The following is a 25088-nucleotide window of genomic DNA, read 5'->3' as shown; positions in this document are numbered from 1 at the left end:
GGTGATGCCCCGAGAGGATGATCGGCGACCGTGGCCCGTACCCCTTTGGACCTGGACGACTTGGTCGAGCACTGGACGCTGTTGAAGAACGAGCAGGGACTCGTGTCCGGCAAGCGCGGTGCGACGCGACTGGGCTTCGCGGTGTTGCTGAAATTCTCCACGCAGTACGGCCGGTTTCCCCGGGGCCGGTTCGAGCTGCCGGGCGAGGCGGTGGAGTTCGTCGCCCGGCAGGTACAGGTGCCTGCTTCCGAGCTGGACGCGTATGAGTGGAGCGGCCGGACGGTCGAGTACCACCGTGCGCAGATCCGCGGGCACCTGGGCTTTCGTGAGTGCAGTGTCGCGGACGCGGACAAGCTGTCCGCCTGGCTCGCCGAGCATGTCGCCTGCAAGGAGCGGCGGCCGGAGCAGGTGCGGGTGGAGCTGTTGGCCCGTTGTCGTACGGAGTGCATCGAGCCGCCAACGGCGGGGCGGTGTGGCCGGATCGTGGGGGCGGCGCTGCGGGTCGCCGAGGAGACGCTGACGGCGCGGATCTCGGCGCGGCTCACGGTGGAGAGATTCAAGCTCGCCGAGGCGTCGATCGGCGAGCCGGAGGGCACGGTCCGGGAGGTCGTTTACCCGGCGGTGTCCGGCGGTGAGCAGACGCTGCGGGAGCTGGTGCACGAGTTCAAGACTCGTGGCCCCCGGCGTACCGGCGCACGGTGCAGACGACGTTGAAGGCGTCGTACACCAACCACTACCGGCGCGGGCTGATCAGGTTGCTGGACGTGCTGGACTTCCGTTCGTCCAACCACGCTCACCGGCCGGTGATCGAGGCCCTGGCGTTGGTGGCCCGGTACGCGGCGGTGGGCAACACCACGTACTACCCGTTGGGTGAGATGGTGCCGGTGCACAAGGCGATGGGCGGGGACTGGGCGGAGGTCGTGCACCGTGCCGACAAGCGGGGCCGGCGCCGGGTGGTGCGGATGGTCTACGAGGTTGTCGCCTTCCAGGCCCTGCGCGACCAGCTCAAGTGCAAGGAGATCTGGGTTGTCGGCGCCGACAAGTGGCGCAATCCGGATGAGGATCCGCCGCAGGACTTCGCCGAGCGGCGCGAGGAGAACTACCGCGAGCTGCGCAAGCCCCTGGATGCCGCGGTGTTCGTCGACGAGCTGCGCGAGCAGATGACCACCGAGCTGACGCTGCTGAACGACGGGATGCCGAAGCTGTCGTGGCTGGACACCGCCGAGCGGAAGTCCGGGGCGATCCGGCTCACCCCGGCCGAGGCCCAGCCCGAGCCGAAGAACCTGCGCCGGGTCAAGGGCGAAGTACAGCGGCGGCGGGGCATTGTGCCGCTCGTCGACATGCTGAAAGAGGCCGTGCTGCGTACCGGGGGTCTGGACGCGGTCACCTCGGTCTCCGGCGGCGGCAGCCTCTCGGCGGAGGTCCTGGCCGAGCGCCTGCTCCTGGTGATCTACGCCTACGGCACGAACACCGGGATCACGGCGGTCGCCTCCGGCGGCCACGGCCATACCGAGGACGAGCTGCGCCATGTCCGGCGCCGCTATCTCTCGGCGGAGTCCGCCCGCGCCATCGCCGTGAACATAGCGAACGCCACTTTCGCCGCTCGCAGCGCCGAGTTGTGGGGCCGGGGCTCGACCGCGGTCGCCTCCGACTCCACCCATGTGCGTGCCTACGACCAGAACCTCTTCACCGAGTGGCACTCGCGCTACGGTGGTCGCGGGGTGCTCATCTACTGGCACGTGGAGAAGAAGTCGCCGGCCATCCGCTCCCAGCTGATCAACTGCACCGCCTCCGAGGTCGCCGCGATGGTCGAGGGCGCGATGCGGCACGGCACCACCATGGACGTCGAGGCCAACTACACCGACTCGCACGGCCAGTCGGAGATCGGGACTCATCGCCCAGCAGTACGACCAGATGATCAAGTATGCGACCGCGATCCGTACCCGCACGGCGTCGGGGAATTACGTGACCGCCGACAGGTGTCGACGGTCACGTAATTCCCCAGGGAGGCTTTCCCACGCTCGTGGAGACGCCGGGAGAACACGGGAGTGACGGCCTCGTCACGCCCGTGCTGCCACCCTCGTCGGGGAGTGTCAGCGGGACGCCACATTCCTGTCGGCACCGACACGCGTGGGAGGGGTTCCGTCCGATGCCACCGCCGAAGGCTCTCGCCCCGCGGCCCAGGGCGTCGAAGACGGTATCGGCCCCCACACATGACCGGCCAGAGGTACGCGCCCCCGGTCGCTCCCGGGCACACGACTTCGGTCATCCCCAGGTGCCCCTGTCCAACGCGGCGGTGACCGCGGCCTTGTCCGGCGGACGCGGACCCGCGGCGCCGCCGCCTTCCTCCACCGGAGTGCGGCCCGCCGGACAGGACACGGTCGGCAATGGCGCGGTCGCGGCGGCCCGCCGCACCGAAACCGCCTCTCGGCAGCAGCCGCCCACGGCCGAAACGGCGCGGGCGGACACGGCGGAGGCAGCGCCCGCCGCCGCCCCCGAGGTCAGGGCCCGTCCGGGCCCGGGAGCGGACCCGAAGTTCGCGACGCTCAAGAAGGACGTACGGCACAAGAAGCGCTCGGTGGCGGCCTCGCACCCGCCTCCGAAGGCGGAGGCCGGCGCCGCGCAGGACGCCGCCCGGCCGCCCAAGGACGACGAAGAGGCCCAGGGCAAGACCGCCAACGCCGAGAAGATGAACGAGGCCAAGCCGAAGGACTTCGACAAGGACGCGTTCATCAGGGCGGTCGAGAAGGCGATCGCCGAGAAGGCGCCGAAGAATCTCGACGAGGCGGACAAGTTCGCCGACTCCGGCAAGGCCGATGAGGTGCGGCAGGAGGTGCGGGGCAAGGTCGGCGAGGGCAAGGCGGACTCGGCCGAGCAGATCGCCACGACGACCGCGGCCCCGCCGGACACCTCGGCGGCCGTGCCCAAGAAGGTCGTACCCCTGACGCCGGACCGGCCCCCCGGGACCCCGGGCACACCCAACCCGGCGAACGCCGTACCGGACAAGCTGCCGCCGTCGGCCACAGACCTTTCCGCCGGCCCCGCACAGGTCGACCGGCAGATGGCGGACGCGCAGGTCACCGAGGCGCAGTTGAAGAAGTCCAACGAGCCGACGTTCGAGAACGCCCTGGGCGAGAAGAAGGCCGCCGAACGGCACTCCGAGGCGGCTCCCGGCCGGATGCGGGGGCATGAGAAGAAGGAGCTACACGCGGCCACCGCTCAGGCGAGGCGGCTCGGCGCCGCCGCCATGGGCGCGATGGGTGCCCAGCGGGTGCGCACCGGCCAGCAGGTCGGGACGGGCAAGTCCGGCGCCAAGGGGCGGGACGAGGAGAAGCGGGCCCAGGTCACGACGCTCCTCCAAGGCGTCTTCGACACGATGAAGAAGGAAGTCGAGGCGATCCTCGACGGCCTCGACAAACTCGTCGACGAACAGTTCGGCAGAGAGGAGAAGGCGGCCCGGGACGCCTTCACCGCCGAGCACAAGCGGAAGATGGAGGAGTACAAGGACCGGCGGTACTCGGGCTGGACAGGCAAGGCGCGCTGGGTCCGGGACCTGTTCGCCGGGCTGCCCGCCGAAGCCGACAAGATCTTCGAGGAGGCCCGCGACAACTACGTCCGCCGGATGCGGCAGGTGATCTCGGACGTCGCCGACACCATCGGCACGGAGCTGAACCGGGCCAAGCGCCGTATCGCCCAGGGCCGGACCGAGATGCGGGACGCGGTGCGCAAGCTTCCGGCCGATCTTCGGTCCATCGGACAGCAGGCGGCCGCCGAGTTCACCGACAAGTTCGACGAACTCGCCCAGTCCGTGGACGACAAGGGCACCCAGCTCGTCGACACGCTGGCCACCAAGTACACCGACGCCCTCAAGTCCGTCGACGACGAGATCGCCGCCGAGAAGGAGAAGAACAAGGGCCTCGTGGCCAAGGCCGTGGACACGGTCAAGTCCGTCATCAACACCATTCTGGAGCTCAAACGGCTTCTGCTGTCGGTCCTCGCCAAGGCCGCGTCGGCGGTCATGCTGATCCTCAAGGACCCGATCGGCTTCCTGCGCAACCTGGTCTCGGCCGTCGGCGCCGGCCTGCGGCAGTTCCTGGCGAACATCGGACGCCATCTGCAGCAGGGCATCATGTCCTGGCTGCTGGGCAAGACGGCCGAGGCCGGCATCGAGCTGCCGTCGAAGTTCGACGCCCAGGGCGTGCTGAAGATGCTCGCCTCCCTGCTCGGGCTGACCTGGCAGAACATTCGCTCCCGGATCGTCCGCAAGGTCCCCAGGATGGAACCGGCGGTCGCGGCGGCCGAAACCGCGGTACCGCTGGTCGCGGAGGTCCGCAAGCGCGGCGTCGCGGGGATGTGGAACGACCTCAAGACGCGCGTGGGCGACCTGAAGAAGGACCTGCTGGACAAGGTCATCGCCTACGTCACGCCGACGATCGTCGTCGCCGGGATCATGTGGGTGATCTCGCTGCTCAACCCGGCGTCGGCGTTCGTCCGGGCGGTGAAACTGATCATCGACATCGTGCGCTTCATCGTCACTCAGGCGCGCCAGATCATCGAGTTCGTGAACGCCGTGCTCGACGCGGTCATCGCCATCGCGCGGGGTGGCAGCGGCGGCGTACCCGGCCTCATCGAAAGCGCCCTGGCCCGCTCCATCCCGGTCCTCCTGGGCGTCCTGGCCGCGATCCTGGGCGTGGGCGGCATCGCCGCGAAGGTCAAGCAGATCGTCCAGGCCCTGTCCAAGCCGGTGAACCGGGCCGTGGACTGGGTGATCGACAAGATCGTGGGGCTGGTGAAGAAGCTCTGGTCCAAGATCAAGCTGAAGTTCGAGAAGAAGAAGCCGAAGCCGAAGCGCCGCCCGGACCGGAAGCGCCCGGGCAGGCCACGCCGGCGGAAGCGTCCGGACCAGCGGCGCCGCCCCGACCGGCGCAGGCCCAAACGCAGGCGCGACCCGAAGAAGAAGCGGCCGGACAAGCGGCCTGACAAGCGGACCGAGGCGGACAAGAAGCGCGCCCTGGACGCCGCCGTGCGCGATGCGACGCACTTGCTCAACGAGGAGGCGGCCACGGTCAAGACGGTGCGGCGCGGCCTCGGTCCGATCAAGCGGCGACATGGCCTCACCCGGATCCAGCTCAAGAAGATCGCCGAGGGCAAGTACCGCATCAGGGTGACCATCAACCCGAGCGAAGACACACCGGTGGAGACCCTGTCGGAGGACGAGTTCCCGTACAAGATCGCCAGGGCGCAGGGTCGTATGGAGGTCAACAGGTACGGACCGACGGTCGCGCAGTTGCACGAGGTCAGGCCCGCCGGGCAGAGCGACGACCCGTTCATCGGCTTCGTCGTCAACATGGCGGCCATTCCCTCCGAGATCGAGGCCAACCCCTCGGTGGCCTCCCGGTATCTGAGTACGGCGTGGGACGTTCCCGGGGGCGGGTCGGAGGACATGGCCGTGGCCAGGACCGCCGTCGTGATCGGCGTCAACGCCTTCGAGGGCCTCAAACCCGAGAAGAACAAGAGCGAGTTGAGCGCGGCCATCGGCATGGTCAATCCACCGAGCAAGCTCGTCGCGGCCGTCTTCGGCTTCGTCTGGACGCCCCGTTGGGTCCGCGTCCAGGGCGGGAAGGAGCAGGGCAACGCCCCTCTGGCCGAGGTGCGCGCCAAGTACCGGGGCCTCGAAACGGACGGCAAGCGGAAGCTCGCGGAGGAGAACGAATCCGGCCTGCGCGACAAGAAGGCGCTTCCCTATGGCGTCTTCCGCCAGCAGGTGCTCGGCTCCTCGTACACCAAGAAGGCCGTGGACATCCTCAGCAAGGCCAACAAGCAGGTCCACATCGTCAGCCAGGACGCCGATACCAGTGTCTCGACCACCAAGGGGATGGGCGTCCTGGCCGCCTACACCAAGGTGCTGGGCGAGATGCGGGAGCATCCGCTGCTCACCATCGGGGGCTACACCTTCGAGAACTTCGACTGGAAGAAGGACGCCGACCCCCGCACCGTCCAACTGACGACGCTCTCCAACCAGGTGGACCGGGCGATCCGGGAGGCCATCGACAAGCGGCACACCCAGATGCTCTACCCGACCGAGCCGAACATGCTCATCAAGGCGTGGGACAAGGAAGGCTCCCCGGGCATCTTCCAGGATCCCCGGACCCAGGGCCTGCTCGGGGCCCAGGGAGAGCTGTACCCCATCGGCGGTGCCGAGGGCCGGAAGCTCAAGATCAAATTGATGGAGCTGTTCGGCGAGGGGTTCTCCATCGTCTACGCGCCCCTGGCCAGCACGACCACGAGCCCGGCCCCGGGCGACGACAAGCGCGGTCTCTCCGTGACCCCGAGCAAGGTGGTCGGCGCCGAGCGCGGCGAAGGTCTCGATCCGAGGCTGGGCGCGGAGGAGATCGCCCGCCGCAGCCACCGGGCCTACGCCCTGGTGCTCCAGTCGCAGTCCACGGCCAGCGCCACACGGCTCGCCCAGGAGTTCATCCTGTCCACCCCGAAGCCGCAGGGCATGAGCAAGAAGGCGTGGGCGAGGCTGCAGGCCCAGCTCCAGGACGTCGTCTTCGTCCATGTCGAAGAGGTCGTCAAGCTGATGGCCGACGATCCTCGGCGGACCGTGCACAGCGTGGTGATCAGAAATCGCGCCAAGAAGCTCAGAGCGGACGCCAAGCGCCTGGCCCAGAGCCTGGAGGAGGCGGGCACGCCGCAGGCCGGGCAGGTGGTCGAGCAGGCCCGGAAGGTGACGCGCCGGATCATCACCGCGCTGACCGCCGACGCGCTCAAGAATGTCTGGGGCGAGCTCGCCCCGCTGCTGAGGAGCATCATGGAGGCCGAGCGGACCGGAGAGGGGCCGGAGTGACCGAGGACGCGCCGCGGCGTATGCGCGCCGAGCCGTCACGCGACGACTACGCGTCGCTGGCCGGCCTGGCCAGAGCGCTCTACGCGCAGGGGCTCGGGCCCCGCGAGGTGGTACGGGAGTGCTACGGCGTCGGCTTCCCCGAGGAGTTCTTCGTACTCGCCGACGCGGGCCCCCACTCCCTGGACCTCATGGTGGACTTCCCCCTGCTGCCCTGGCGTCTGGCCGTACCCCCCGAGCGCGGTGGCCTGCCCGAGCGGCCCGATCCGATGGCGGACATCACGCGCAGGGTCTTCGCCCGCGACCCGGACCTGGTCCCCCTGTTCCTCGGCGTCAACGTCAACCTCGAGCACGGCGGCCGGGTGCACTGCTACAGCCTCGCCGAGCTCGGGGCGGGCCGGACGACCGTATTCGGGATCTGGAGGGACGTCGAGCCGCACAACGAGGTAGAACGCTGCGGCGATTCCCTGCTCGCCGTCCTGCGCGAGCACCACACGCAGTACGTCGACTGGCTGGAGAACGAGTCATGGGACCCCGCGAACGTGCGGACCGACCCGGTCGACGAGGAGACCGTGGCCGAGATCCGCGAACTGATCCCGCTGATCGAGGGGTTCCAGCGCCGGGCCGCCGCGCATGGGGGCGGCTGAAGCACCCGGGATTGTCGTGTGTGACCCGCCGGTCCCCGGGGGACCGGCGGCCGGGGCTCACGGGCTCGGGGTCGTGGTCTGCGGCGCGGGTGCCATGAGCGGCACCGCGCCCGGCACCGCCCGCAGCGCGGCATGGGCCACGGCCGCGTTCCCCGACTGGTCCTGACCGGCCAGCAGCGAGGACCCCACCGTGGCCGGAGGGTGCGCCGCACGGGCCACCGTCGCATTGCTCACGGGCGCCGGAGCGGGAGTCGGGGCCGGGCTCGGGGCCGCCCCCTGCCGGACCGCCGTCGCGACCTCCTGCGGGCGGACCGGCGGGACCGGCGCCAGCAGGCGGTGGAGGGAGAGCGGGGGTTCGGTGGGCAGCATCGGCTTCACCCCTGGGATGCGTCGTCGAGCAGATGGGCGTGCGGGCCCAGTTCGGTCGGGCGGAGCAGGCGGGCCTCGCGTTGGAACTGGCGTACCACACCACGGACGACATGGCGCATGGCAATCGTATCGCCGCCCCCGTCCGCCGCCGCCAGTGCGGCCGTGCGGGCCGCCGCGGTGATGGCGGCGCCGGTCATGTCCAGGCGGGCCAGGGCGTCCAGGTCCACGTCGGGGGCGAGGGGGGCCTCCTGGGGGAAGGCGAGGCGCCACAGCCGACGGCGCTCGGCGGCGGCCGGGCGGGGGAAGTGGACGACGAAGTGGAAGCGCCGGGTGAAGGCCGGGTCGATGTTGTCCTTCAGATTGCTGGTCAGGATGACCAGGCCGTCGCTGGCCTCCAGACGCTGGAGCAGATAGCCGACTTCCAGGTTGGCGTAGCGGTCGGTGCCGTGCTTCACCTCACCGCGCTTGCCGAACAGCGCGTCGGCCTCGTCGAAGAGCAGCACCGCGTGGCTCTCCTCGGCCTGCCGGAACGCGGTCTCCATGTTCTTCTCCGTCTCCCCCACCCATTTGGAGACGACCTGGGCGAGGTCCACCTTGAGCAGTTCCAGGCCGAGCATGCCGGTGACGATCTCGGCGGACATGGTCTTGCCGGTTCCGGGCTCACCGGTGAAGAGCGCCTTGACCCCGCCGTGCCCGGAGCGGCGGGCGAAGCCCCAGCCCTCGGCGATCCGGGGCCAGGCGCGGAAGGCCGAGGCGATCTCCAGGATCTGGCGGAACTGGACATCGGGCAGGACCAGGTCGTCCACGGTGCGGCGGGGCGTGATCGAGTGGACGGCGCTGCCGCCGCGGCCGCGGGTGACGGTGGCGATCGCGGGCTCGACGTGGGCGGCGACCGGCTCCGGGCGTCCGTTTCCGGCCAGGCGCGCCCCGGCGTCCGCGACCGAGGCGACGGCGCGCAGTTCGCCGCCGCTCATCCGGTAGCGGACGGCGAGGTCTTCGAGGAGAGTTCCGGTCAGCTCCGGCAGGGCGGCCGACCACATCGCCCGGCGATCGGTGAACCCGGGTACGGGCACGGTGAGTTCGGCGTAGGCGCGGGCGGCGAGCAGGCCCGCCGGGCGCCAGGGCTTGAGGCCGGTCAGGCACACCGGTACGCGCGAGCGGAGCAGCGCGGCGGACACCGGGTCGGCGGTGGCCCGCCGCTGCTCGCCGTGCAGCTCGTCGGTGGGGATCCAGAGCACCGCGCCCAGCACGGCGGCCGTCCGCAGATCGTCCTCGGGGTCGTCGGTCAGGGTGCGCAGCGGTGCCCCGGCGGCCCGGGCCAGCGCCTGTACGGCGTCGAGCTGGCCGTCGGGCGGGCAGCCCCACAGCCCGGCCAGGTCGATGTCGCCGGAGCCCAGCGCCCGGCCCAGCCGGGTGAGCCGCTCGGAGGAGAGGTACGGGGACAGCACCCGCGGCTCCGGCGGGGCGACCTCACCGGGGTCGTGGCCGAGCAGTCCGACATCGCCGCCCCAGCCCAGCAGGAAGTCCAGCACCCCGGGTGCGGGGAGGAGTTCCTGGGCGAGTTCGACCGCGGCCGCGCCGTGTGCGCGCAGCAGTCCGTAGCGGCGCAGCGGTCCGGCCGGGCCGAGGGAGCGGCGCAGCGCGAGGCGCGCCGCCGCGCAGTCCGCGCCCACGGCCATCAGCAGTTCCACGCTGGGCAGCCGCCGGTTGAGGTTGTCCACGATGTAGGCGTAGATCCGCTCGTAGCCGCGGTCCAGCTCGGGCGCGGCGGCCAGCAGCAGGGCGTCCTGCTCCGCGCGGGTCAGGCCGAAGCGGGTGGCGAGCGCGTCCAGCGGCAGGGCCCGGCCCTCGGCGGACGCGCGCCGCCTCAGGTCGCGTTCGGCTTCCGGTTCCGGCGGCGGGGGCGGGTAGGGCTCGGCCATGGTGTCGGTGAAGGTGTGCACCTCGCCGAGCAGTACGTCGACCTGTTCGTCGGTCACGCAGTACGGGGTCAGATCGGGCCTGGTGAGCCGGGCGGCGAGCCGGGCCTGCCGCTCGACGGCGGCCCTGAGCGCCCCGTGCAGCCCGGCCAGCCGGATCCGCAGGTGCTCCACCGCGGTGACGCCCATGGGTCTCACCCGGCCGAGAAGGTCAGGGTCCGGCCGCCCAGCCAGGCCACATCGGGCACGTCGGCGAGCAGTCCGCCGTTGTGGAGGTCCATGTGGCGCCGTCCCATCGGGACGCGCACCCGGACGGCCGTGGCCTCGAACCGCACGGTGGCCTCCAGGTCGGCGAAGCGGCGCAGGGACACCACCGGATCCGGCGTCTCGCGGTCGCGCCAGAGCGTCCAGGCGATCGTGGCCAGGCCGAGCGCGGCGGCCAGGGTGACGGTGCGCTCCAGACCGCCGTCCCGGGCGAGCGGCACCGCCCGGCGCCCGGTGACCAGGGCGGTGGCCAGGTCCGCGCACCGCTCGGCGTGGGCGGGCAGTTCGGCGGCGAGGCGCAGGTCCGGTGCCGCGCCCTCGGCGGACCACAGCGGGGTGCGCCAGGGCAGCCGCGCCACCGGGTCGCCGCGCAGCGGCCGTACGGAGGTGAGGAACGGCACGCCCGCCGAGGCCAGGTCGCGCAGGGCGCCGGGCGGCAGCGGCCCGTCGCAGAGCAGCACGGGCGGCCGCCCGCAGGTCTCCCAGTGCGGCAGCAGTCCGGCGGCCTCCGAGGTCCAGGCGATCGGGAACATGCCGTGGGCATCGAGGAGGAGCAGTCCGTCGTCGGCCCCGATGAGCAGCAGCGGGTCGGCGGGGTCGTGGCCCCGGCACACCGACAGCGCCAGGACGCCGTCGAGGACCGGGAGCGCGGGGCCCGCCCGGCGGGCGAAGTCGGTCAGCCGCTCCTCGGCGACGGGTGGCGGGAGGCCCGCGAAGGCGGCCGCGGCCTCGACGTCGCGCTCGGCGCGGCGCCAGCCCCGCGTGGTCTCGCCGAGCACCTTGTACGCCAGGGCGGCGGCGAACAGTGGTGCCTCCTCGGCGAGTTCGACACCGGCCAGGGCGGGCCCGATCGCGTCGAGGTACCCGATGCGTGCCAGTGGCCCGGCGAGCAGGAAGGGCAGGGCGGACCACAGCCGCACCTCGCCACTGGTCCGCGCTCCGGCACTCGTGCTCGTTCCTGACGCGGTACCCGGCGCGGTGGCGCCCGCTGCCGCGCCCGGCGGCTCCTTGGGCCCCGGGTCGTACGGCCCGGCCAGGGACCGGACCAGGCGTACCGCCTCCTCGCGGTCGGCCGATGTCAGGAAGTCGGTGAGCAGCCGGGGCAGCTCCGTCGCGTCGGCGTTCGCGACCACGGCACGCAGGGGCTCGGGCAGCGGCACGGCGGGCCCGGGGCGGGCGGCCTCGCCGGGCGGCGCGTGCGCGGGCGGAGGGTCGGCCGCGAGGGCGCGCCCGACGAGTTCGGCGAGCAGCCGTGCGGCGGCCGTGTCGTCCACGCCGAGCAGGGCGAGGAAGTACGCCCGCACCGACGCGTCCGGCAACAGCGCGAGCAGCGCGTCCAGTTCGCCGCGCTCGGCGAGTTCGGTGAAGAGAGCGGCGGCGCCCGGGGCGGTCCACGGCTCGGGGGCCGCCGCGAACGACTCCTCGAAGGACCGCGCGAACGACTCGGCGTCGCTGCCGGGTTCGCCGACGGGGTGTGCCACGACCGGCACCGGCGCGAAGTGGACCTCGACCGGCGGGCCGCCCGCCGTCGAACGGCCGGAGCGGCCCGGCCGGACGGTGACGGTCAGCGGCTCGGTGATCTCCACATCAGGACCGTCGGCCGCCAGCCGCTCGGCGAAGTGGTCCGCCAGCAACTCCGGCAGGGCCTCCACCACATGGCGGATCAGCCCGCGTGGCTCGGGTCCCCAGCTCCACCCACCGCGCCGGACCACCGTAACGGTGCACCGGCGCACCGTGATCTCGCCGGGCTCACCGCCATCGCCGGTCCGGCCGATTCCGCCGGACCCGCCGGGCCCCTCGGCGGGCGGCGCGGTGGGCGCGTTCACGTCACCCCCAGCCTCTCCAGGCGGCCCGCCCAGCCGACCGCGAGCACCAGCACTCCGTGCGCACTGCCCGCCACGAGCGTCACCGGCAGTTTCACCTGGGTCTGCTGGGCGGGGATCTCCCCGGTGAGCACATGGGTGTCCTGCTCGTCGGAGACCAGGGCGACCACGGGGGTGGCGCGGGCCGAGGCGACCTTCACGGTGACCGTGACCCCGTCCGTGGCCAGCGCGATGCCGTCGGTCCACGACGCGAGGCGCACCAGCCCCGGTTTGGGTTTGCCCTCGGGGGTCAGCTCGACCCCGTGGGCCAACGGCTGGGCGAGGGCGCCCGGTTCGTCGTCGACGGCCGCCACGTCGAGGTCCCTGGCGTTCAGCGGAAGGGTCGCGACGCGGCCCTCGCCCAGGGAGACGCGCAGCGGCAGCGCCCGTCCGACGAGCGACGCCACATCGGCCGGGGCATCGGCGCCGGTCAGGGCGAGCGCGCCCACGACATGGCCGGTGTCGTGGGCGTACACCACGGAAAGAGCCATCGTCAGCCACCGCCGTTCGTTGCCGCGACCGTCGCCAGGACGAGGAAGTCGACCGCCCCGGGCTGTTCGACCGGCTGCTTCCAGTTCACCGAGGGGTTGTACACGCGCACCCGGCAGCGGACCCGGCGGTCGGCGTCCACCGTGGCCTCCACCGGACTGAACAGCGCCGAATCCGCCAGGGGCGGGATGCGCGGGGTCAGCTGGACGTGGATCACGACCCGGCCGTCGGCGACCTGTTCCGGGGTGACGCCGGACGGCAGCGGCAGCAGCATCCCGTCGGTGGCGGTGCCGGAGGCCACCAGCGTGCTGCCGGCCGACATCCGGCCGCCGAAGCTGCCCTCGATCGTGAGGTTGCCGTTGGCCGCCACGGTCATCAGCGGAGCGACCGCGCCACCGCCCTGGTACAGGCCGAAGACCAGGTTGGGCGTCTCGCCGCCGGTCAGAACCAGCGCCGGCCCGCCCTCCTGGATCTCCGTGCCCGTCCGCAGGGTCAGCGCGCCCGACCGGGCCGAGACGGTGTCCGCGCGCACTCCGGCGAACCGCGCCGCGACGCCGCGCGCCACCGTCTCGACGCCGCTGAAGTGGCCGTCCGCCCAGTGGACATAGCCCAGCAGGACCAGCCAGCGGACGGGCGGATCGGCCGGTGGGTCGCCGATCGCGGGCGGCTGCTGCTCGGCGGCCAACCGCTCGTCGCCGAGCCGCCCGAAGAGGATCTGGTACGACTCCTCCACCCGGGTCTTCGTGGCGCTCCCGGAGCAGGAGACGGGACCGGCGGGCTCAGCCGGTTCCCGGTCGGCCGCGGTGAGGAAGACCGGGTAGGGCTCGTCCGTCGCCTGGTCCGCGCCGTTGACCTCCTCGAAGTCGCTCTCGCGCAGCACGACCGGCTCGGTGACGACCACCTCGCGGCCCGTACCGTCGACGGCGATCCCCGCCGAGACGCTCACCTCGACGTGGCGGACGCCCGTCAGCGGGTCGGTACGGGGCTGGGTGACGAGGCCGAGCCCTTCGACGATGCCCCACTCGTGCAGATGCCGGGCGTGCCGGGCGGCCCCGCCGCGCGCGTACTCCACCGTGGCCGACAGATCCGCGGCGGCCAGCACCTGCCCCTCGTGGAAGGCGGGGCGCAGCGGGCCCGTCACGGCGTCTCACCGGGCTTCCGGGTACGGGACGACCGGGTGCGCTTGGCCGGGGGCTTGGCGGGCTCGGCCCCCTGCTCGGCCTCCTGCCCGGGCGGCTGGTCCAAGGTCGGATCCGGCTCCGGCGCGGGCTCGCCGGACGGCTCCGGGGCCCGGCTCGACACCCGCTCCTCCAGATGGCTCACCTGCGTCTGGGCGCTGCCCAGTTGGGCGCGCAGCCCCTCCACGGCGGCGGTGAGATCGGCCACCCGCGTCCTGAGCCGGGCGAGCTCCTGCATGCTGTCGGTGACCTCGCTGGGGGTCGTGTAGACCTGTTCGTGCAGGGCCTTGGGTGGTGTCTCGCCCGGCGCGGGGGTCAGCAGCAGGGACAGCATCTCCTCCAGGTCCCCGGTGCGCGGCCAGTCGCCGAGCAGTCCGTCCGCGTACGGGCGCGCCACCGGGCCCTCGGACGGCAGGGTCGGCTTCTGGTAGCGCGGCACGGGCCGGCAGCACACCCGCTCGGCGAGTTCGCGCAAGCGGTAGAGCTTGGGCAGCCACTCGCCGTACGCCGATCCGCCCGGCAGCACCTGCTCCCGGGTGGCCGAGCAGACCCGTACGACATCGCAGCCGTCCAGCTCCAGATGGGCGAGCAGGACATCGGTGTCGGTGCAGTCGCCGCACGGCGGGTTGAGGGTGGCGCACGCCGCGTCGGTCAGGAACCGGCGCAGCGCGGTGCCCAGGGCGGCGGCCGCCTCGGCGATCTGCTGCACCTCGGCGATGGTCGCCTTCTCGGTGCTGTCCGGCGGCGGGGACGGCAGCAGCGGCGGTACGTCGACGGCGGCGGTGTCCTGGCGCAGTGCGCAGTCGGCCAGGTCGGTGGCCTGGTCCAGCCGGCACAGCAGCCACTCCCGGATCAGGCCGAGGTCCGCGCGGAACTCCACCCGCAGCGCGTGACCGAGCGGGGTGCCCTGGGCCAGCATGCGCACCTCCAGCGGCGCGTCCGGGTCGCCCCGCTCGGGGACGACGCGGGCGGCGGTCTCGGTGACGACGGCGCGGGCGATCCCGGCGTGCAGCGGGTCCGGCCACGCCGCTTCCAGGTCGGCGCCGCCGAGCCGCCCGCACGCCGTGCCCAGGGTGCTCCGCGCCTCCCGCACGGTGGCGAGGTCCGGGTAGTCCCGTGCGAGCTGGGCCTGCCCGGCCGCGTCGTAGGTGTCGTACCGGGCGACGGCCGCGGCCAGCGCGCGGACGTGCTCGGTCATCTCGCGGGCCGTCGGCGGGGCGGGCGGGCCCTCCCCGCCCGCGTTCTCGCGCAGCCACGCGAGGGCGGTGGTGTACCGCTGGGCGTCGGCGGCGTCGAAGCGGAAGGCCCGGCCGGTGCCGAGCGACGCCACGGTCAGGGCGTCGGTGTAGAACCCGAGCCGCCGGTCGCGGGTGCGGGCCTGGTCGGCGCGGGCGAGGTCGCCGAGGGCCATGAGGAGGCGGGTGCCGGGGTTGTGGCGGTGGTCCTCGAAGTCGTCGCACTTGACCACGAATTGGTACCCCTCCTGGATCCTGGAGGGCACGCATCCCGGTGCGGGGCAGGGCTCCTCGGTGGCGTACGGCGCCACCGGTTCGACGGGGAGCTCGCGGTAGCGCACATAGAGCCCGTAGCGGCGCCCGCCGTCGTCGCCGTTGTTGTCGCAGTTTTCCCCGCAGTCCACGCCGAGCGCGCTGATGCGGCGCTCCCGCACCAGTGCGGTGATGTCGACGCGCTCGGTGCAGGGCACCACGATGTCGTTCCCGGCGCAGTCCAGCGCGTGTCCGGGGTGGACCGCCACGGTTCCGCCGCCGCACGGATCGCAGGTGACGCCGAGGCCGCAGATGACTCCCGGCCCGTACAGGGACCGGTTGTGCAGTCTGGCCTTCGCCGTCGTGTACTCCACCAGCAGGCTGAGGTCGTCCTCGGTCAGCAGTTGCCCTGCGAAGAAGCGAGGACGTACGAAGGCGGAGGTCCGGGTGGCGTCGCCACCGCAGCCGCATCCGCAGTCTGTTCGCATGATCAGCGCTCCTTCACGAAGAACCAGCTCTCGAAGACGTCCCCGCCCGCGCCGGTGCCGGACGTCCAGGGCCCGATGCCCGAGGGCGGGAGGTCGCAGCAGTCGTCACCGCCGTGCTCGGCCGACAGCGTCGAGCCGGTGCGGATGAGCGGGACGCACCCGCCCACATGGGTGCCGTCGACCGGGCGGCAGCAGCGGTCGAGGAGGAACGCGGCGCGGACGGTGATCAGTACGCGGTCGCCGTCCTGGAGCGTCTCGCGCGTGGTCTGGCGGTAGCGGAACTCCTGGGTGAACTCGTCGCACTCCTCGGACTCCAGGTCCGGATCGGCGAAGGTGCCGCCCATGTACCAGGTGGAGGCGTTACGGCCGCTGCCGCCCTCGATCACCTGGAGCTCCACCACACCGGGCCGCAGCGTGTCGGACCGTACGTCGGCGGAGAACCGCACCACGAGCCCGCCGTCCTCGTCCAGGGTGCCGAGGAGGTTCTTGGCCTCGTCGATGGTGTAGGTGTGGCCGTGGATCCAGTTGATACCGGTGATCACCGTGGGCAGATGGCGGCCGAACGGGCGGCGCACGTTCATGTGGATGTGGTTCCGGCGCACCGGCTCGTACCAGTCCACACAGTCGATCCTGGCCAGCCACAGCACCGTGTGCTCGCACGGCTCGCAGCAGGTGTCACAGCGCTCGTCCACCGGCGGCTCGCAGCCGGTGACCCGCACCGTCCAGCACTCCTCGGTCCAGCCGAACTCGCAGTCGGAGGTGTCGGCGCAGGCGTCGTTGTAGACGGCGCGGGTGGGCTCGACGGGCCGCTCGGCGTACTCGACGCCGATCCAGACGGTGTCGGTGTCCCGTTCGTGCGGGGGCAGCGCCTTCCACAGGTCGATCTCGCAGCCGCCGCGCACCACGACCTCGTTGCCCTCGCAGTCCACGGCGAGACCGGGAGTGATCCTCACCTTGGCCCTGCGCCGGGTGCGCTCCGGCTCGGTGCCGCCCTCCTCCGCAGTCTGTTCGGGCCGCGCGGACTCTTCGGCGGGGTCGTCCGGCGGGCAGTCGTCCTCGTCCCGTGGCACCGGTTCCACGTGGAGGCCGCACACCACGCCGTAGCCGAGCAGACAGCGCATGCGCAGTCTCGACTTCTCGCGGTAGTACTCCTGTTCGCGCTGGAAGTCACGCGCGCCCAGCATCTGGCCGTGGAAGTACCGCAGCCGGCGCAGTGGTGGCGCGTGGAACTCCTCGGTCCTCGATGGTCCTGTCTCGGTCATCGCCCCGTCCTCTCACGACACTCGCGTATGCATGCCGACGGCGGAGACGACTCCCACGCCCACCCCTCGGCGCAACCCTCTCGGTCCCGGCCTCAGTACTCCGTCGCGGTTCAGCCGCACCGGATTCGCTCCGCCCAGTACGGGCGCCGGCAGCGGGACGAACGCGGTGTCCACGCCGACCGTGGACCGCGAACCGACCACGAAGCCCGCGCCGCCGGTGCGTACCGACCCCACCGTGTGCGCGGGCGCCTGCCGCTCCACCAGCCGCCGCAGCGCCGTCGCGTCCGCCGATCCGGCGGGCAGCAGCAGCCGGAACCGGTGCGCGTGCGCGGTGAACGGGTCGCTGTCCGGCGCGCCGAAGGCGCGCAGCGGCGCCGCGCCGAGCGCCGTGCCGCCGACGCGGAAGCGGCTCGCCGAGCGGCCGAACAGCCTTATGGCGCCGAGCCCCTGGTCCGTCCCCCGGCCTTGGTCCCGCGCCGCGCGCAGATGGGCCCAGCGGCGGTCCGCCGCCAGCTCGTCCACGACCGGGGCCGCCCCGAACACGATGCGCACCGCCTCGCGCAGCGCCCATGGCGTGCCCCGGCGCCGGTAGAGCTCCGGGGCGGCGGCCAGCAGCGCGCGCCGGGTGCGGGCGTCCCAGCCCGCCTCGAACGACAGGCCGAGCAGCCCGGCCAGCCACGGCAGCGCCCGGTCCGGGACGCCCGCCGGGTCGAGGAGCGACGGATACCGCTCGATCACCCGGTCGAGCTGGGCGAGCGTGGCGTCGAACAGCGACAGGAAGCGCTCGGTGAAGTCGTCGGCGGCGGGATCCTCACGGAAGGCGGGCGGCAGCAGGTCGGCGCTGGTGACCCGGGGGAAGTCCAGCCGGATCCGGCGCAGCACCGGAGTCGAGCCGCCGTCGCCGGACAGCCGCAGCCGTAGCCGCAGGAAGCGGCCGGGCGGCTGGTCGACGAGGAAGTCCGTGATCCCGGGGGCGGACCTCTGCCAGTCGCTGTCGTCGTACCGGCCGTCCTCGCTCACCACGATCTCGACGGCGGCCGCCGTCCCGGCGGGCACCTCGGCGTCCAGCCGCACGCGGTGCCAGCGGCACCGCGAAATGCCGCTGTCGATGAGGGTGGTGAGGTACGAGCCGCTGGTGACGTACGCGTCGGTGGCGGGCGGCGCGGGGTCCCGGGGCAGGCCCTGCCAGGTGAAGCAGCGGGTCTCGGGACCCTCCGCGCCCTTCTCGGTCAGGCAGAACCCGCCCTCGTCGGCCGCGGTGAGCGTGGACGGGGGCAGCTCCGCGGCCAGTTCGTCCACGGTGACGGGGCGGAACGGGCCGCGGTGACCGCCACGGTGGATGCCGAGCCGTCCGCCCTCGTCGGTGAGCAGCCATATGGTCCGCTCCGGCCCGGTGCGCAGGCCGATGATCTCGCCGCGTACACCGGTGCGCAGCACGCCGCGGAAGCCGCCGGTCGAGTCGAACCGCCGCAGGTCCGTACTGCCCTGACGGGCCACCAGGACGTCGTCGCCGGGGCCCAGGGCGGCCCAGCGGGGCCGCTCGGCCCGGATCACACCGGCCAGTTGCCCGCCCTCGCGGCGCCACACCAGGACCCGGTCGGACTCCACCACGGCCAGCCGGTGTCCGCGCGCGGCGACGGAGACCGGTTCGCACAGCGGGTCGGGGTCGCAGCCGGGCGGCCAGACGGGGGCGAAGGCACCGCCGCACCCGTCACGGCGCAGCAGCCGCCGCTCGCCGGGGACGAGCAGATACCAGCCGCACGGCCCGCATCCGGGCGCGAGGCGGGGATCGGGGAACCACGGCAGCAGCCGGTCCCTGGTGGGGCCTTCCGGCGCGGCGCCCCGATGGGCGAGCCGGAGTCCGGCCGGATCCTCGAAGCCGACGATGCCGTCAGCCTGCTGGAGGTCCGACTGGTCCCAGCCGACGTAGGCGTCCAGGAGGCGGAAGGTCGCGGGGTGCGGGGTGCACGTCATGGCTGGTCTCCTACCGGGATCAGCAGCGGGCGCTCCGGCCAGACGAGGGTGTGGGGCGGGAGGGCGTGGTCGGTGCAGGGCGGTCGGCGCACTCCGTCGACGGTGAGCGACAGCCGGGTGACGGCCAGCACGCCCTCGACCGCCAGGAGCCGCCGGACCAGCGCCGTATGGCGCAGCGCGCCGCCGAAGGGCCACCCCGCGCCGTCCTCCCCGCCGCGCAGCGGATCGAGGTAGGTGCGCACCGCGTCCCCGGCCCTGGCCAGGACGGCGGCCCGGTCGAGGTCCGGGTCGAGGGCCACCCAGGACTCCACTCCGACGCGGCGGTACGGCGCGGGGGCGGCGACCACCGTGACCCCGGCGGGGGCGGCTTCGCGGATGAGGAAGTCGGCGACGGCCTTCAGGGTCGCGGCCGTGGCGACCGGCGGTTCGTCCGGGTCGCCGCCCGGAGTTGCGGGCGGTACGACGAGGACGCCCACCACGCCCGGGATCGGCACCCCCGCGAAGTCGGGATGCAGACCGGGCACGCCCCGGGCGCGGGCCACCGAGGCGCCGGGCGCGCGGGTGGCGAGCTGTCCGTAGTCGGCCGGGGCCACGGCCCGGCCGCGGGCGCGCAGTTCACCGGCGCCGCGGCGCATGGCCTCGGCGTCGGGCTCGGCGTCCGTTCCGCCGGAGGCCGGGAAGGGGTTGCTCACGCCGGTGACGAACGGCAGCGCGGTCACCACCCCGTTGACCGCGCCCGCCGCCACGGCCCCGGCGCTGCCGCCGCCCACGCGGTAGCGCACGGCGCGGACGTTGCGGAAGCCGGGCGGGACGGCCGCGCCGCTCACGCCGTCCCCGAAGGTCACCTCGCCGCTCTCGTGGTCCACGGTGAACACCCGGTCGTCGGCGCCGTATCCGGCCAGGCTCTCCACCTCACGCCACCGGGACGAGGTTCCGGCCGATGTGCCCGCCGTGGTGCCGAACACATCGCCGCCCGTGTCGTCGTCCACGTCGATGACCACCGATCCGGCGAGGATGGGCACCTGGCTGAGCTTCATGCGCCGCAGCCCGGTCGTCGCCGGGTCCTGGACGGGCTGGAGCGGCTCGTCGCGGATGGTGCGGGCGGCGGTGGCGGCGACCACGTTCAGCCGCAGCCCGGACAGCACGGGCGCCGGTCCGGCGAAGGCGCCGTGCGCGATCCGCAGGCGCAGCCAGCGCAGCCGGGGCCGGGTGCCGGACGGGCTGCCCGGCTCCCATGACCGCGGGACCCGCAGCTCGACGGTTCCACTGGCGCCGAACCCGGCCGTGGAGTCCCCCATCAGCTCGGCGGGGACGAGCCGGTTGCCGTCCAGCACGTCCCAGCGCAGCAGCGGCGCGGGCGGCAGCGGCAGCGGCGCGGTGCCGCCGGAGGCCGCGGGGGCGGGCGGAGCGGCGACGACCACGAAGCCGAGCGACAGCCGCGGGTAGGGGGCGGCCGGTCCGGCGAGTCCGATCCACAGCGCGTTGCCGGGCCGCGGATCGCGGCCGAAGGGCTCGAAGGGACGGCTGGGACCGGCCGGTCCCAGCGGCAGGGCCTGGATCGTTCCGGCCTCCTGGACGGCGAGATCGGCGAGGGTGGCCGGGGTGGCGTACAGGTCCTGGTCCGTCTCGTAGACGACCTGGCCCGCCGGGGTCGAGGCGGCGCTCTGGAACCCGGTGGGGACGAGCACCGAGGCGCCGTCCGGCGGGTTGACGGTGAACTCCAGCAGCGTCGCCGCCGCACCGGCCGGCCGGCGCCGCACGCCCGCCGTCGCCAGGTGTTCGGCCAGCACCTTCTCCGGCAGCCGGTTGACGCGGCCGAGTACGGGTTCGGTCTGGGTGCCGAAGAGGCGGACGAGGGCGACACCGGCGTCCTGCCGGTCGGGGTCGGTCCAGTCCGGGGTGTAGCCCGCGATCCGGGCGCGGACGTCGGCGCGTACGGCCTCGCGGGTGGCGTCGACCAGTTCGGGCTGGACTCCGGTCGGGCCGGGGCCGGGCACGATCCGCCCGTCCTCGCGCTCCCGTTCCCGCGCGTCCCTCTCCCACCACACCTCGCCGGTCATACCAGCCCCTCCCCCGGTTCGACGGCGGGCACGATCCGGGTGTGGACCGTCCGCAGGACGGGAAGTTCCCCGGCGCCGAGCGGCACCTCGTCGCACTCCTCCACCGCGTCGGCCCCGTCGAGGCCGATCGCCACGGCGGCGATGTCCGCGAGGTCGCCCAGCGCCCGCTGTGCGGCCCGCAGCAGGGCCGAGGGCCGCAGCGGCTGTCCGAACGGCCAGCCGTCCTGGTCCTCACCGCCCACGAGCGGGTCGAGGAAGCGGCGCAGCGCGGCGGCGAGCGCGGTGGACACACGGGTGACGTCCGCCGGGTCGCCCGACAGGGTGACGCGCAGCGTCACCTCGCGGTAGCGGGGCGCGCGGACGAAGACCTCGGAGGTGAGCAGCCGCGCCTGTTCGAGGTGGGCGGCGGCCGCGCGCAGCATGCCGGGGTCGGGGAGCGGCGCGGCCACGAAGTCCTCGCGGGTGAGGTCGTCGCGGGGCGCGGCCGGGACGATATGGACGGTCACCGCGCCGGGCACCGTGGCGCACGGGAAGCCGGGGTGCGCGCCGACGGCCGGGTAGGCGCGGGCGATGGCGACGCCGGGTGTCGCACGCGCCAGGGTGACGTAGTCCTCGGCGGTGACCGCACGGGTCACCTCCCCCAGGGAGGCGGCGGCGCGGCGGCGCGCCTCGGTGACGGTCTCGGGGTCGGTGCCGCCCTCGGCCCGTACGAGATTGGCGGCCGAGACCGCTCCCGGAAGGTCCTGGGCCGGCAGCCAGTTGCCGGTCATGCCGCCGTTGCCGATCCGGCCGCCGCCGGTCGCGTAAGTGATGTGCGCGTCCGGGTCCGGGTGGGGGATGCGCCCGGTGAGTCCGTCACCGAACACCAGCGCGCCCTCGGCCCGGTCGAGAACGAAGATCCGGTCGGCCGGGGAGCCGAAGGTGAAGTCCGGTGCCGGCCGCCACTCCTGGCCCGCCAGGCGCAGCGTCGCCTCCAGGAGGCGGTCGGCGGCGTCCGGCAGGACGAGATGCTGGCCGGGCAGCCGGAGCCAGGCGCCGATCTGGTCCTGGAGATCGGCGCCGCTCACGGTGCGGTGCCGGCGGTGGTGTGCGGCGGAGGCGTTGACGGCGAGTTGGAGCAGGCGGGGCGGGGCCGCGTAGGTGGCGGCCGGGGTGGACACCAGGAGCCCGGTGTCCCGTGTGGACCAGTCGGCCGGGGGGTGGAGCCGGACCACACCGGACCGTCTGAGCCCGCCCGTGCCGTCCTCCACCTTCTGATACGCACCGGAGATGTCCGTGCCCGGCCGGAACCAGGACCAGGTCAGCTCGGCCGGAGGCGGTACGTCGGCGACCGCGCCCGGCAGCCACGACGGCGCGGACGCGGTGGGCGCGTCCAGCTCCACGAGCAGTCCGATCGGGCCGGGCGCGGGGTGGTCCCCGGTGAGCGGCAGGGTGAACCGGACCTGTGCCGGGGCGCCGTCGCTCGCCAGGAGGGCGATACCGCGCCGGGCCCGCAGATCCGCCGTGCGGTCGCGGTCGGTCCACACGGTGACCTCACCGTCCTCGGCGAGCGGCAGCACGGCCACGTCGTCGTCGAGGGTGAAGACGACCTGCCCGGTGGGATCCCGGGTCAGCGCCGTCCCGGCCGGGACGACCGGGACCGCGGTGCCCTCCTGCCGGGCGGCGAGGCGCAGCACGGTGGCGGCGGGGCGGGCGGGGCGCGGCGGTTCGAGGCCGAGCAGCCGCAGTATGGCGACCACGAGCGCGTCCGGCACCTGGTCGAGCCAGTACAGCCGCTGTTCGAGGAGGTAGGCGAAGAGTTCGAGGAGGGTGACGCCGGGGTCGACGGGCGCGTGCAGCGTCCAGGTGCCGTCGGACTCGGCGGGGATCCGGCGGCGGATGGCCGCCATCATGTCGGCCCAGGTGAGGTCGTCCAGCTTCGGCGGGGGCAGGGTCATGGGGTGCCCCCGGTGGATCCCGTGGGTCCGGTCAGCCCGGTGTAGAACGGGAACACCAGGTTGGCCTTGGTGTTGCTGCGCCGGATGCGGTAGACGACCGAGACGGTGATCCGGGACTCGTCGGCCGGGTCGGCCTCCGCGCGGACCTCCTCCAGTTCCACCCGCGGCTCATGGTCGCGGACCGCGACGGCGATCGACTGCTCCAGGTCGCGCAGGTTCTGCACACTGCCGGGCGCGAACACCAACTCCTGGGCGCGGGTGCCCAGTTCGGGGCGCATCACCCGCTCGCCGGTGCCGGTGAGCAGCAGCGCCCGCAGACAGTGCTCGATGCTCTCCTCGCCGACGGCGTAGCCGAGCCGCCCGGACGCGTCGGGCAGGATCGGGAACCGCCAGCCGGTTCCGAGGAACTCCTCGCTCATGCCGTCCTCGCCTTCTTGGCCAGCACGGCGGGGGTGAGCGGCGGGGCGGGCGGGCCGGTGGGCCCGGCGGCGGAGGGGTGGGTGTGGGTGTTGAACGCCTGGAGCAGCGCGTTGCCGAGCACAAGCGGCTCGGTGGCACCGCCGCCGAGGTCGATGGACGGGGAATCGACCGTCAGCTTGGGTGCCTTGAGGGTGATCTCGCCCTGCGCGGTCACGGTGACGCTGCCGCCCTCGGCGGCGGTGATGCGGATGGCCTTGCCCTGGTCGTCCAGTTCCACGACGTGTCCGGCGGCGGAGGTGATCCGCACGGCGGCCTTGGACTGGGTGTCGTCCAGGAGCACCTCATGGCCGTGCCGGGTCCGGATGACCTTCTGGTCGCGGCCTTCGGTGCGGGCGGTCGGCGGCTTGTCCTCGCCGTTGTAGAGGCCGCCCAGCACGATCGGGTACCGCATGTCCCCGTGCACGAAGGCCACGAGCACCTCATCGCCCTTCTCGGGGACGAACACCGAGCCGTAGCCGCCTCCCGCGTACAGCTGGCTGACCCGGACCCAGTCGGTGACCGTGGTGTCGTCGAACCACGGGAACTTCAGCTTGACCTGGCCCTCGTCGTCGCCCTCGTTCTCCACGACGAGCGCCTCGACCACGCCGTAGTAGCGCTTGTCGGTGGAGCGGGCGCGTGGCGTGCCCCTCATGGTCACTGGTCCCCCTGATGGATCCGCCGTCCGGTGAACTGGGTGAAGAAACCACTGGTGTTGAGGGTGTGCTCGACCCGCTTGACGAAGTAGGTGCCCGAGAAGCGGTGGCCGAGGCCGTAGATCTCCAGGTTGTCGCCGGGCCGCAGCTCGGGCAGGCCCGCCACCTTGCCGGTCGCGGTGATGAACTCATACGCCCGCTCGCGCAGCAGGCTGATCGCCAGTTCGCGGGCCTCCTGGTCGCTGCCGACCGGTGCGTCCACCACGACCTCCTGGCGGCCCTGGAGGGTGGACTCGGCGACCTGCGGCCCGCTCTGCCCGTCGGCCGTGTTCTGCCCGGCCGGGAGGTTCTCGGCGGTCGCGGTGAACGCGATCGCCTGTTTGGTGCGAGGGTCCCAGCCGCGCACGGTGACCTTGCTGACCTGCTGGGAGACGGTCAGGGTGGGGGTGAACTCCATCAGGTTGGGGACCAGCCCCTCGGGCCGGCCGGTGGGGCCGGTGCTCAGCCCCGGTGCGTACGCCAGCCGGTACAGCCGGATCGGGCGGCCGTCGCGGCCGTCGGTCGGCTTGGTGAAGTACAGCGTGTCCTCGCCGGTCCTCGCGTCCGGCAGGATGTAGCAGTCGAAGTCCAGCCGCTTGGCCCGCTCCAGCAGGAACGTCGCGTCGTCCTGGTTCTTCTGCACCACCACGTCATGGGTGGGCCCTTCCCGGGTGACCTCGATGCGCAGGTGGTTGCGCTGGGCGATCTGCTCGGCGATGCGCCAGTCCGGCAGATTGCGGTAGATCTTGGTCTCGTTCTCGGTGGGCTTGCGGTCCTTGAGCCGCAGCAGCCCGTCCACGCCACTGACCTGGACGGTGGGCGACGCGCCGTCGGTGAACTTCGGGCTGAGCGTGGAGATGGTCCCGGTGGCGACGGTGAGCAGCTTGTCGGCGTAGCCGAGCCGGACCGAGACCCGGCCGCCGAGCCGGAAGCGCGGCGAATCGCTGTGCTTGAACCGCAGATTGGCGTCGTCCCAGTTGTTCAGGGTGAGATCGAAGCCGGACAGCTCGTCGATGTCCCGGTTCACCTTGATGTCGATGATGTCGTTCTTGGTGGACGGGTCCATCTCCAGGCCCTCGATGCGCACATCGAACTCGGGCGCGTACCGGTCGGGCGAGGCGACCTCGGGGGTGGGGGTGCTCATCGCGCGCTCC

17 protein-coding genes are annotated in these 25088 nt (G+C 73.1%); 4 read left to right on the top strand and 13 right to left on the bottom strand.

What is annotated here, in order from left to right; translation table 11 throughout:
- Positions 1-30 precede the first annotated feature (30 nt).
- The 4 genes from KHP12_RS00670 (at position 31) to KHP12_RS00655 (ending at position 7494) form a co-directional block, all read left to right on the top strand.
- Positions 31-714, top strand: a complete 684-nt coding sequence (locus tag KHP12_RS00670) for a DUF4158 domain-containing protein (protein WP_211831230.1) — start codon at positions 31-33, stop codon at positions 712-714.
- Positions 699-1997, top strand: a complete 1299-nt coding sequence (locus tag KHP12_RS52695) for a Tn3 family transposase (RefSeq protein WP_211831229.1) — start codon at positions 699-701, stop codon at positions 1995-1997. The genes KHP12_RS00670 and KHP12_RS52695 overlap by 16 nt, the downstream gene beginning before the upstream one ends.
- A gap of 278 nt (positions 1998-2275) precedes the next feature.
- Positions 2276-6850, top strand: coding sequence for a hypothetical protein (locus KHP12_RS00660; protein ID WP_244202832.1), 4575 nt, complete (start codon positions 2276-2278; stop codon positions 6848-6850).
- On the top strand, positions 6847-7494 hold the full coding sequence (locus KHP12_RS00655) for a hypothetical protein (protein WP_211831227.1): 648 nt from the start codon (positions 6847-6849) through the stop codon (positions 7492-7494). The genes KHP12_RS00660 and KHP12_RS00655 overlap by 4 nt, the downstream gene beginning before the upstream one ends.
- A gap of 57 nt (positions 7495-7551) precedes the next feature.
- On the opposite strand, the gene KHP12_RS00650 is transcribed toward KHP12_RS00655, so the two are convergent.
- The 13 genes from KHP12_RS00650 to KHP12_RS00590 are packed head-to-tail and all read right to left on the bottom strand — an operon-like array spanning position 7552 to position 25078.
- Complete coding sequence (locus tag KHP12_RS00650; protein WP_211831226.1) at positions 7552-7863, bottom strand: hypothetical protein; 312 nt, start codon at positions 7861-7863, stop codon at positions 7552-7554.
- Positions 7864-7868: 5 nt separating this feature from the next.
- Positions 7869-9971: an ATP-binding protein gene (locus KHP12_RS00645; RefSeq protein WP_211831225.1), complete on the bottom strand. Its 2103-nt coding sequence runs from the start codon at positions 9969-9971 to the stop codon at positions 7869-7871.
- A 5-nt stretch (positions 9972-9976) separates the two neighbouring features.
- Positions 9977-11872, bottom strand: a complete 1896-nt coding sequence (locus tag KHP12_RS00640) for a hypothetical protein (RefSeq protein ID WP_208653014.1) — start codon at positions 11870-11872, stop codon at positions 9977-9979.
- The gene (locus KHP12_RS00635) at positions 11869-12399 is read right to left on the bottom strand and encodes a hypothetical protein (protein ID WP_078559394.1); all 531 of its coding nucleotides are present in this window, start codon (positions 12397-12399) and stop codon (positions 11869-11871) included. The genes KHP12_RS00640 and KHP12_RS00635 overlap by 4 nt, the downstream gene beginning before the upstream one ends.
- A 2-nt stretch (positions 12400-12401) precedes the next feature.
- Positions 12402-13538 (bottom strand): hypothetical protein, encoded by a 1137-nt coding sequence (locus KHP12_RS00630; protein WP_086882111.1) that lies wholly within the window; start codon positions 13536-13538, stop codon positions 12402-12404.
- Positions 13535-15550: a hypothetical protein gene (locus tag KHP12_RS00625; protein WP_086882112.1), complete on the bottom strand. Its 2016-nt coding sequence runs from the start codon at positions 15548-15550 to the stop codon at positions 13535-13537. The genes KHP12_RS00630 and KHP12_RS00625 overlap by 4 nt, the downstream gene beginning before the upstream one ends.
- Positions 15551-15552: 2 nt before the next feature.
- Positions 15553-16812: a hypothetical protein gene (locus KHP12_RS00620; RefSeq protein WP_211831224.1), complete on the bottom strand. Its 1260-nt coding sequence runs from the start codon at positions 16810-16812 to the stop codon at positions 15553-15555.
- Between the two features lie 12 nt (positions 16813-16824).
- Positions 16825-18786, bottom strand: coding sequence for a phage tail protein I (locus KHP12_RS00615; RefSeq protein WP_210608716.1), 1962 nt, complete (start codon positions 18784-18786; stop codon positions 16825-16827).
- Entirely contained in the window at positions 18783-20846 is a 2064-nt protein-coding gene (locus KHP12_RS00610) for a putative baseplate assembly protein (RefSeq protein WP_086886103.1), read from the bottom strand. The genes KHP12_RS00615 and KHP12_RS00610 overlap by 4 nt, the downstream gene beginning before the upstream one ends.
- On the bottom strand, positions 20843-22783 hold the full coding sequence (locus KHP12_RS00605) for a baseplate J/gp47 family protein (protein ID WP_086886104.1): 1941 nt from the start codon (positions 22781-22783) through the stop codon (positions 20843-20845). Before KHP12_RS00605 ends, KHP12_RS00610 begins: the two co-directional genes overlap by 4 nt.
- Positions 22780-23202: a GPW/gp25 family protein gene (locus KHP12_RS00600; RefSeq protein ID WP_037957285.1), complete on the bottom strand. Its 423-nt coding sequence runs from the start codon at positions 23200-23202 to the stop codon at positions 22780-22782. The genes KHP12_RS00605 and KHP12_RS00600 overlap by 4 nt, the downstream gene beginning before the upstream one ends.
- Positions 23199-23894, bottom strand: a complete 696-nt coding sequence (locus tag KHP12_RS00595) for a phage baseplate assembly protein V (protein WP_241787876.1) — start codon at positions 23892-23894, stop codon at positions 23199-23201. Before KHP12_RS00595 ends, KHP12_RS00600 begins: the two co-directional genes overlap by 4 nt.
- 2 nt (positions 23895-23896) lie before the next feature.
- Positions 23897-25078, bottom strand: coding sequence for a phage late control D family protein (locus tag KHP12_RS00590; protein ID WP_086885839.1), 1182 nt, complete (start codon positions 25076-25078; stop codon positions 23897-23899).
- Between the last annotated feature and the right edge of the window lie 10 nt (positions 25079-25088).

It is taken from the genome of Streptomyces asiaticus (genome assembly GCF_018138715.1).
Classification (GTDB): domain Bacteria; phylum Actinomycetota; class Actinomycetes; order Streptomycetales; family Streptomycetaceae; genus Streptomyces; species Streptomyces asiaticus.
This window is presented reverse-complemented; position numbering and strand designations above follow the sequence as displayed.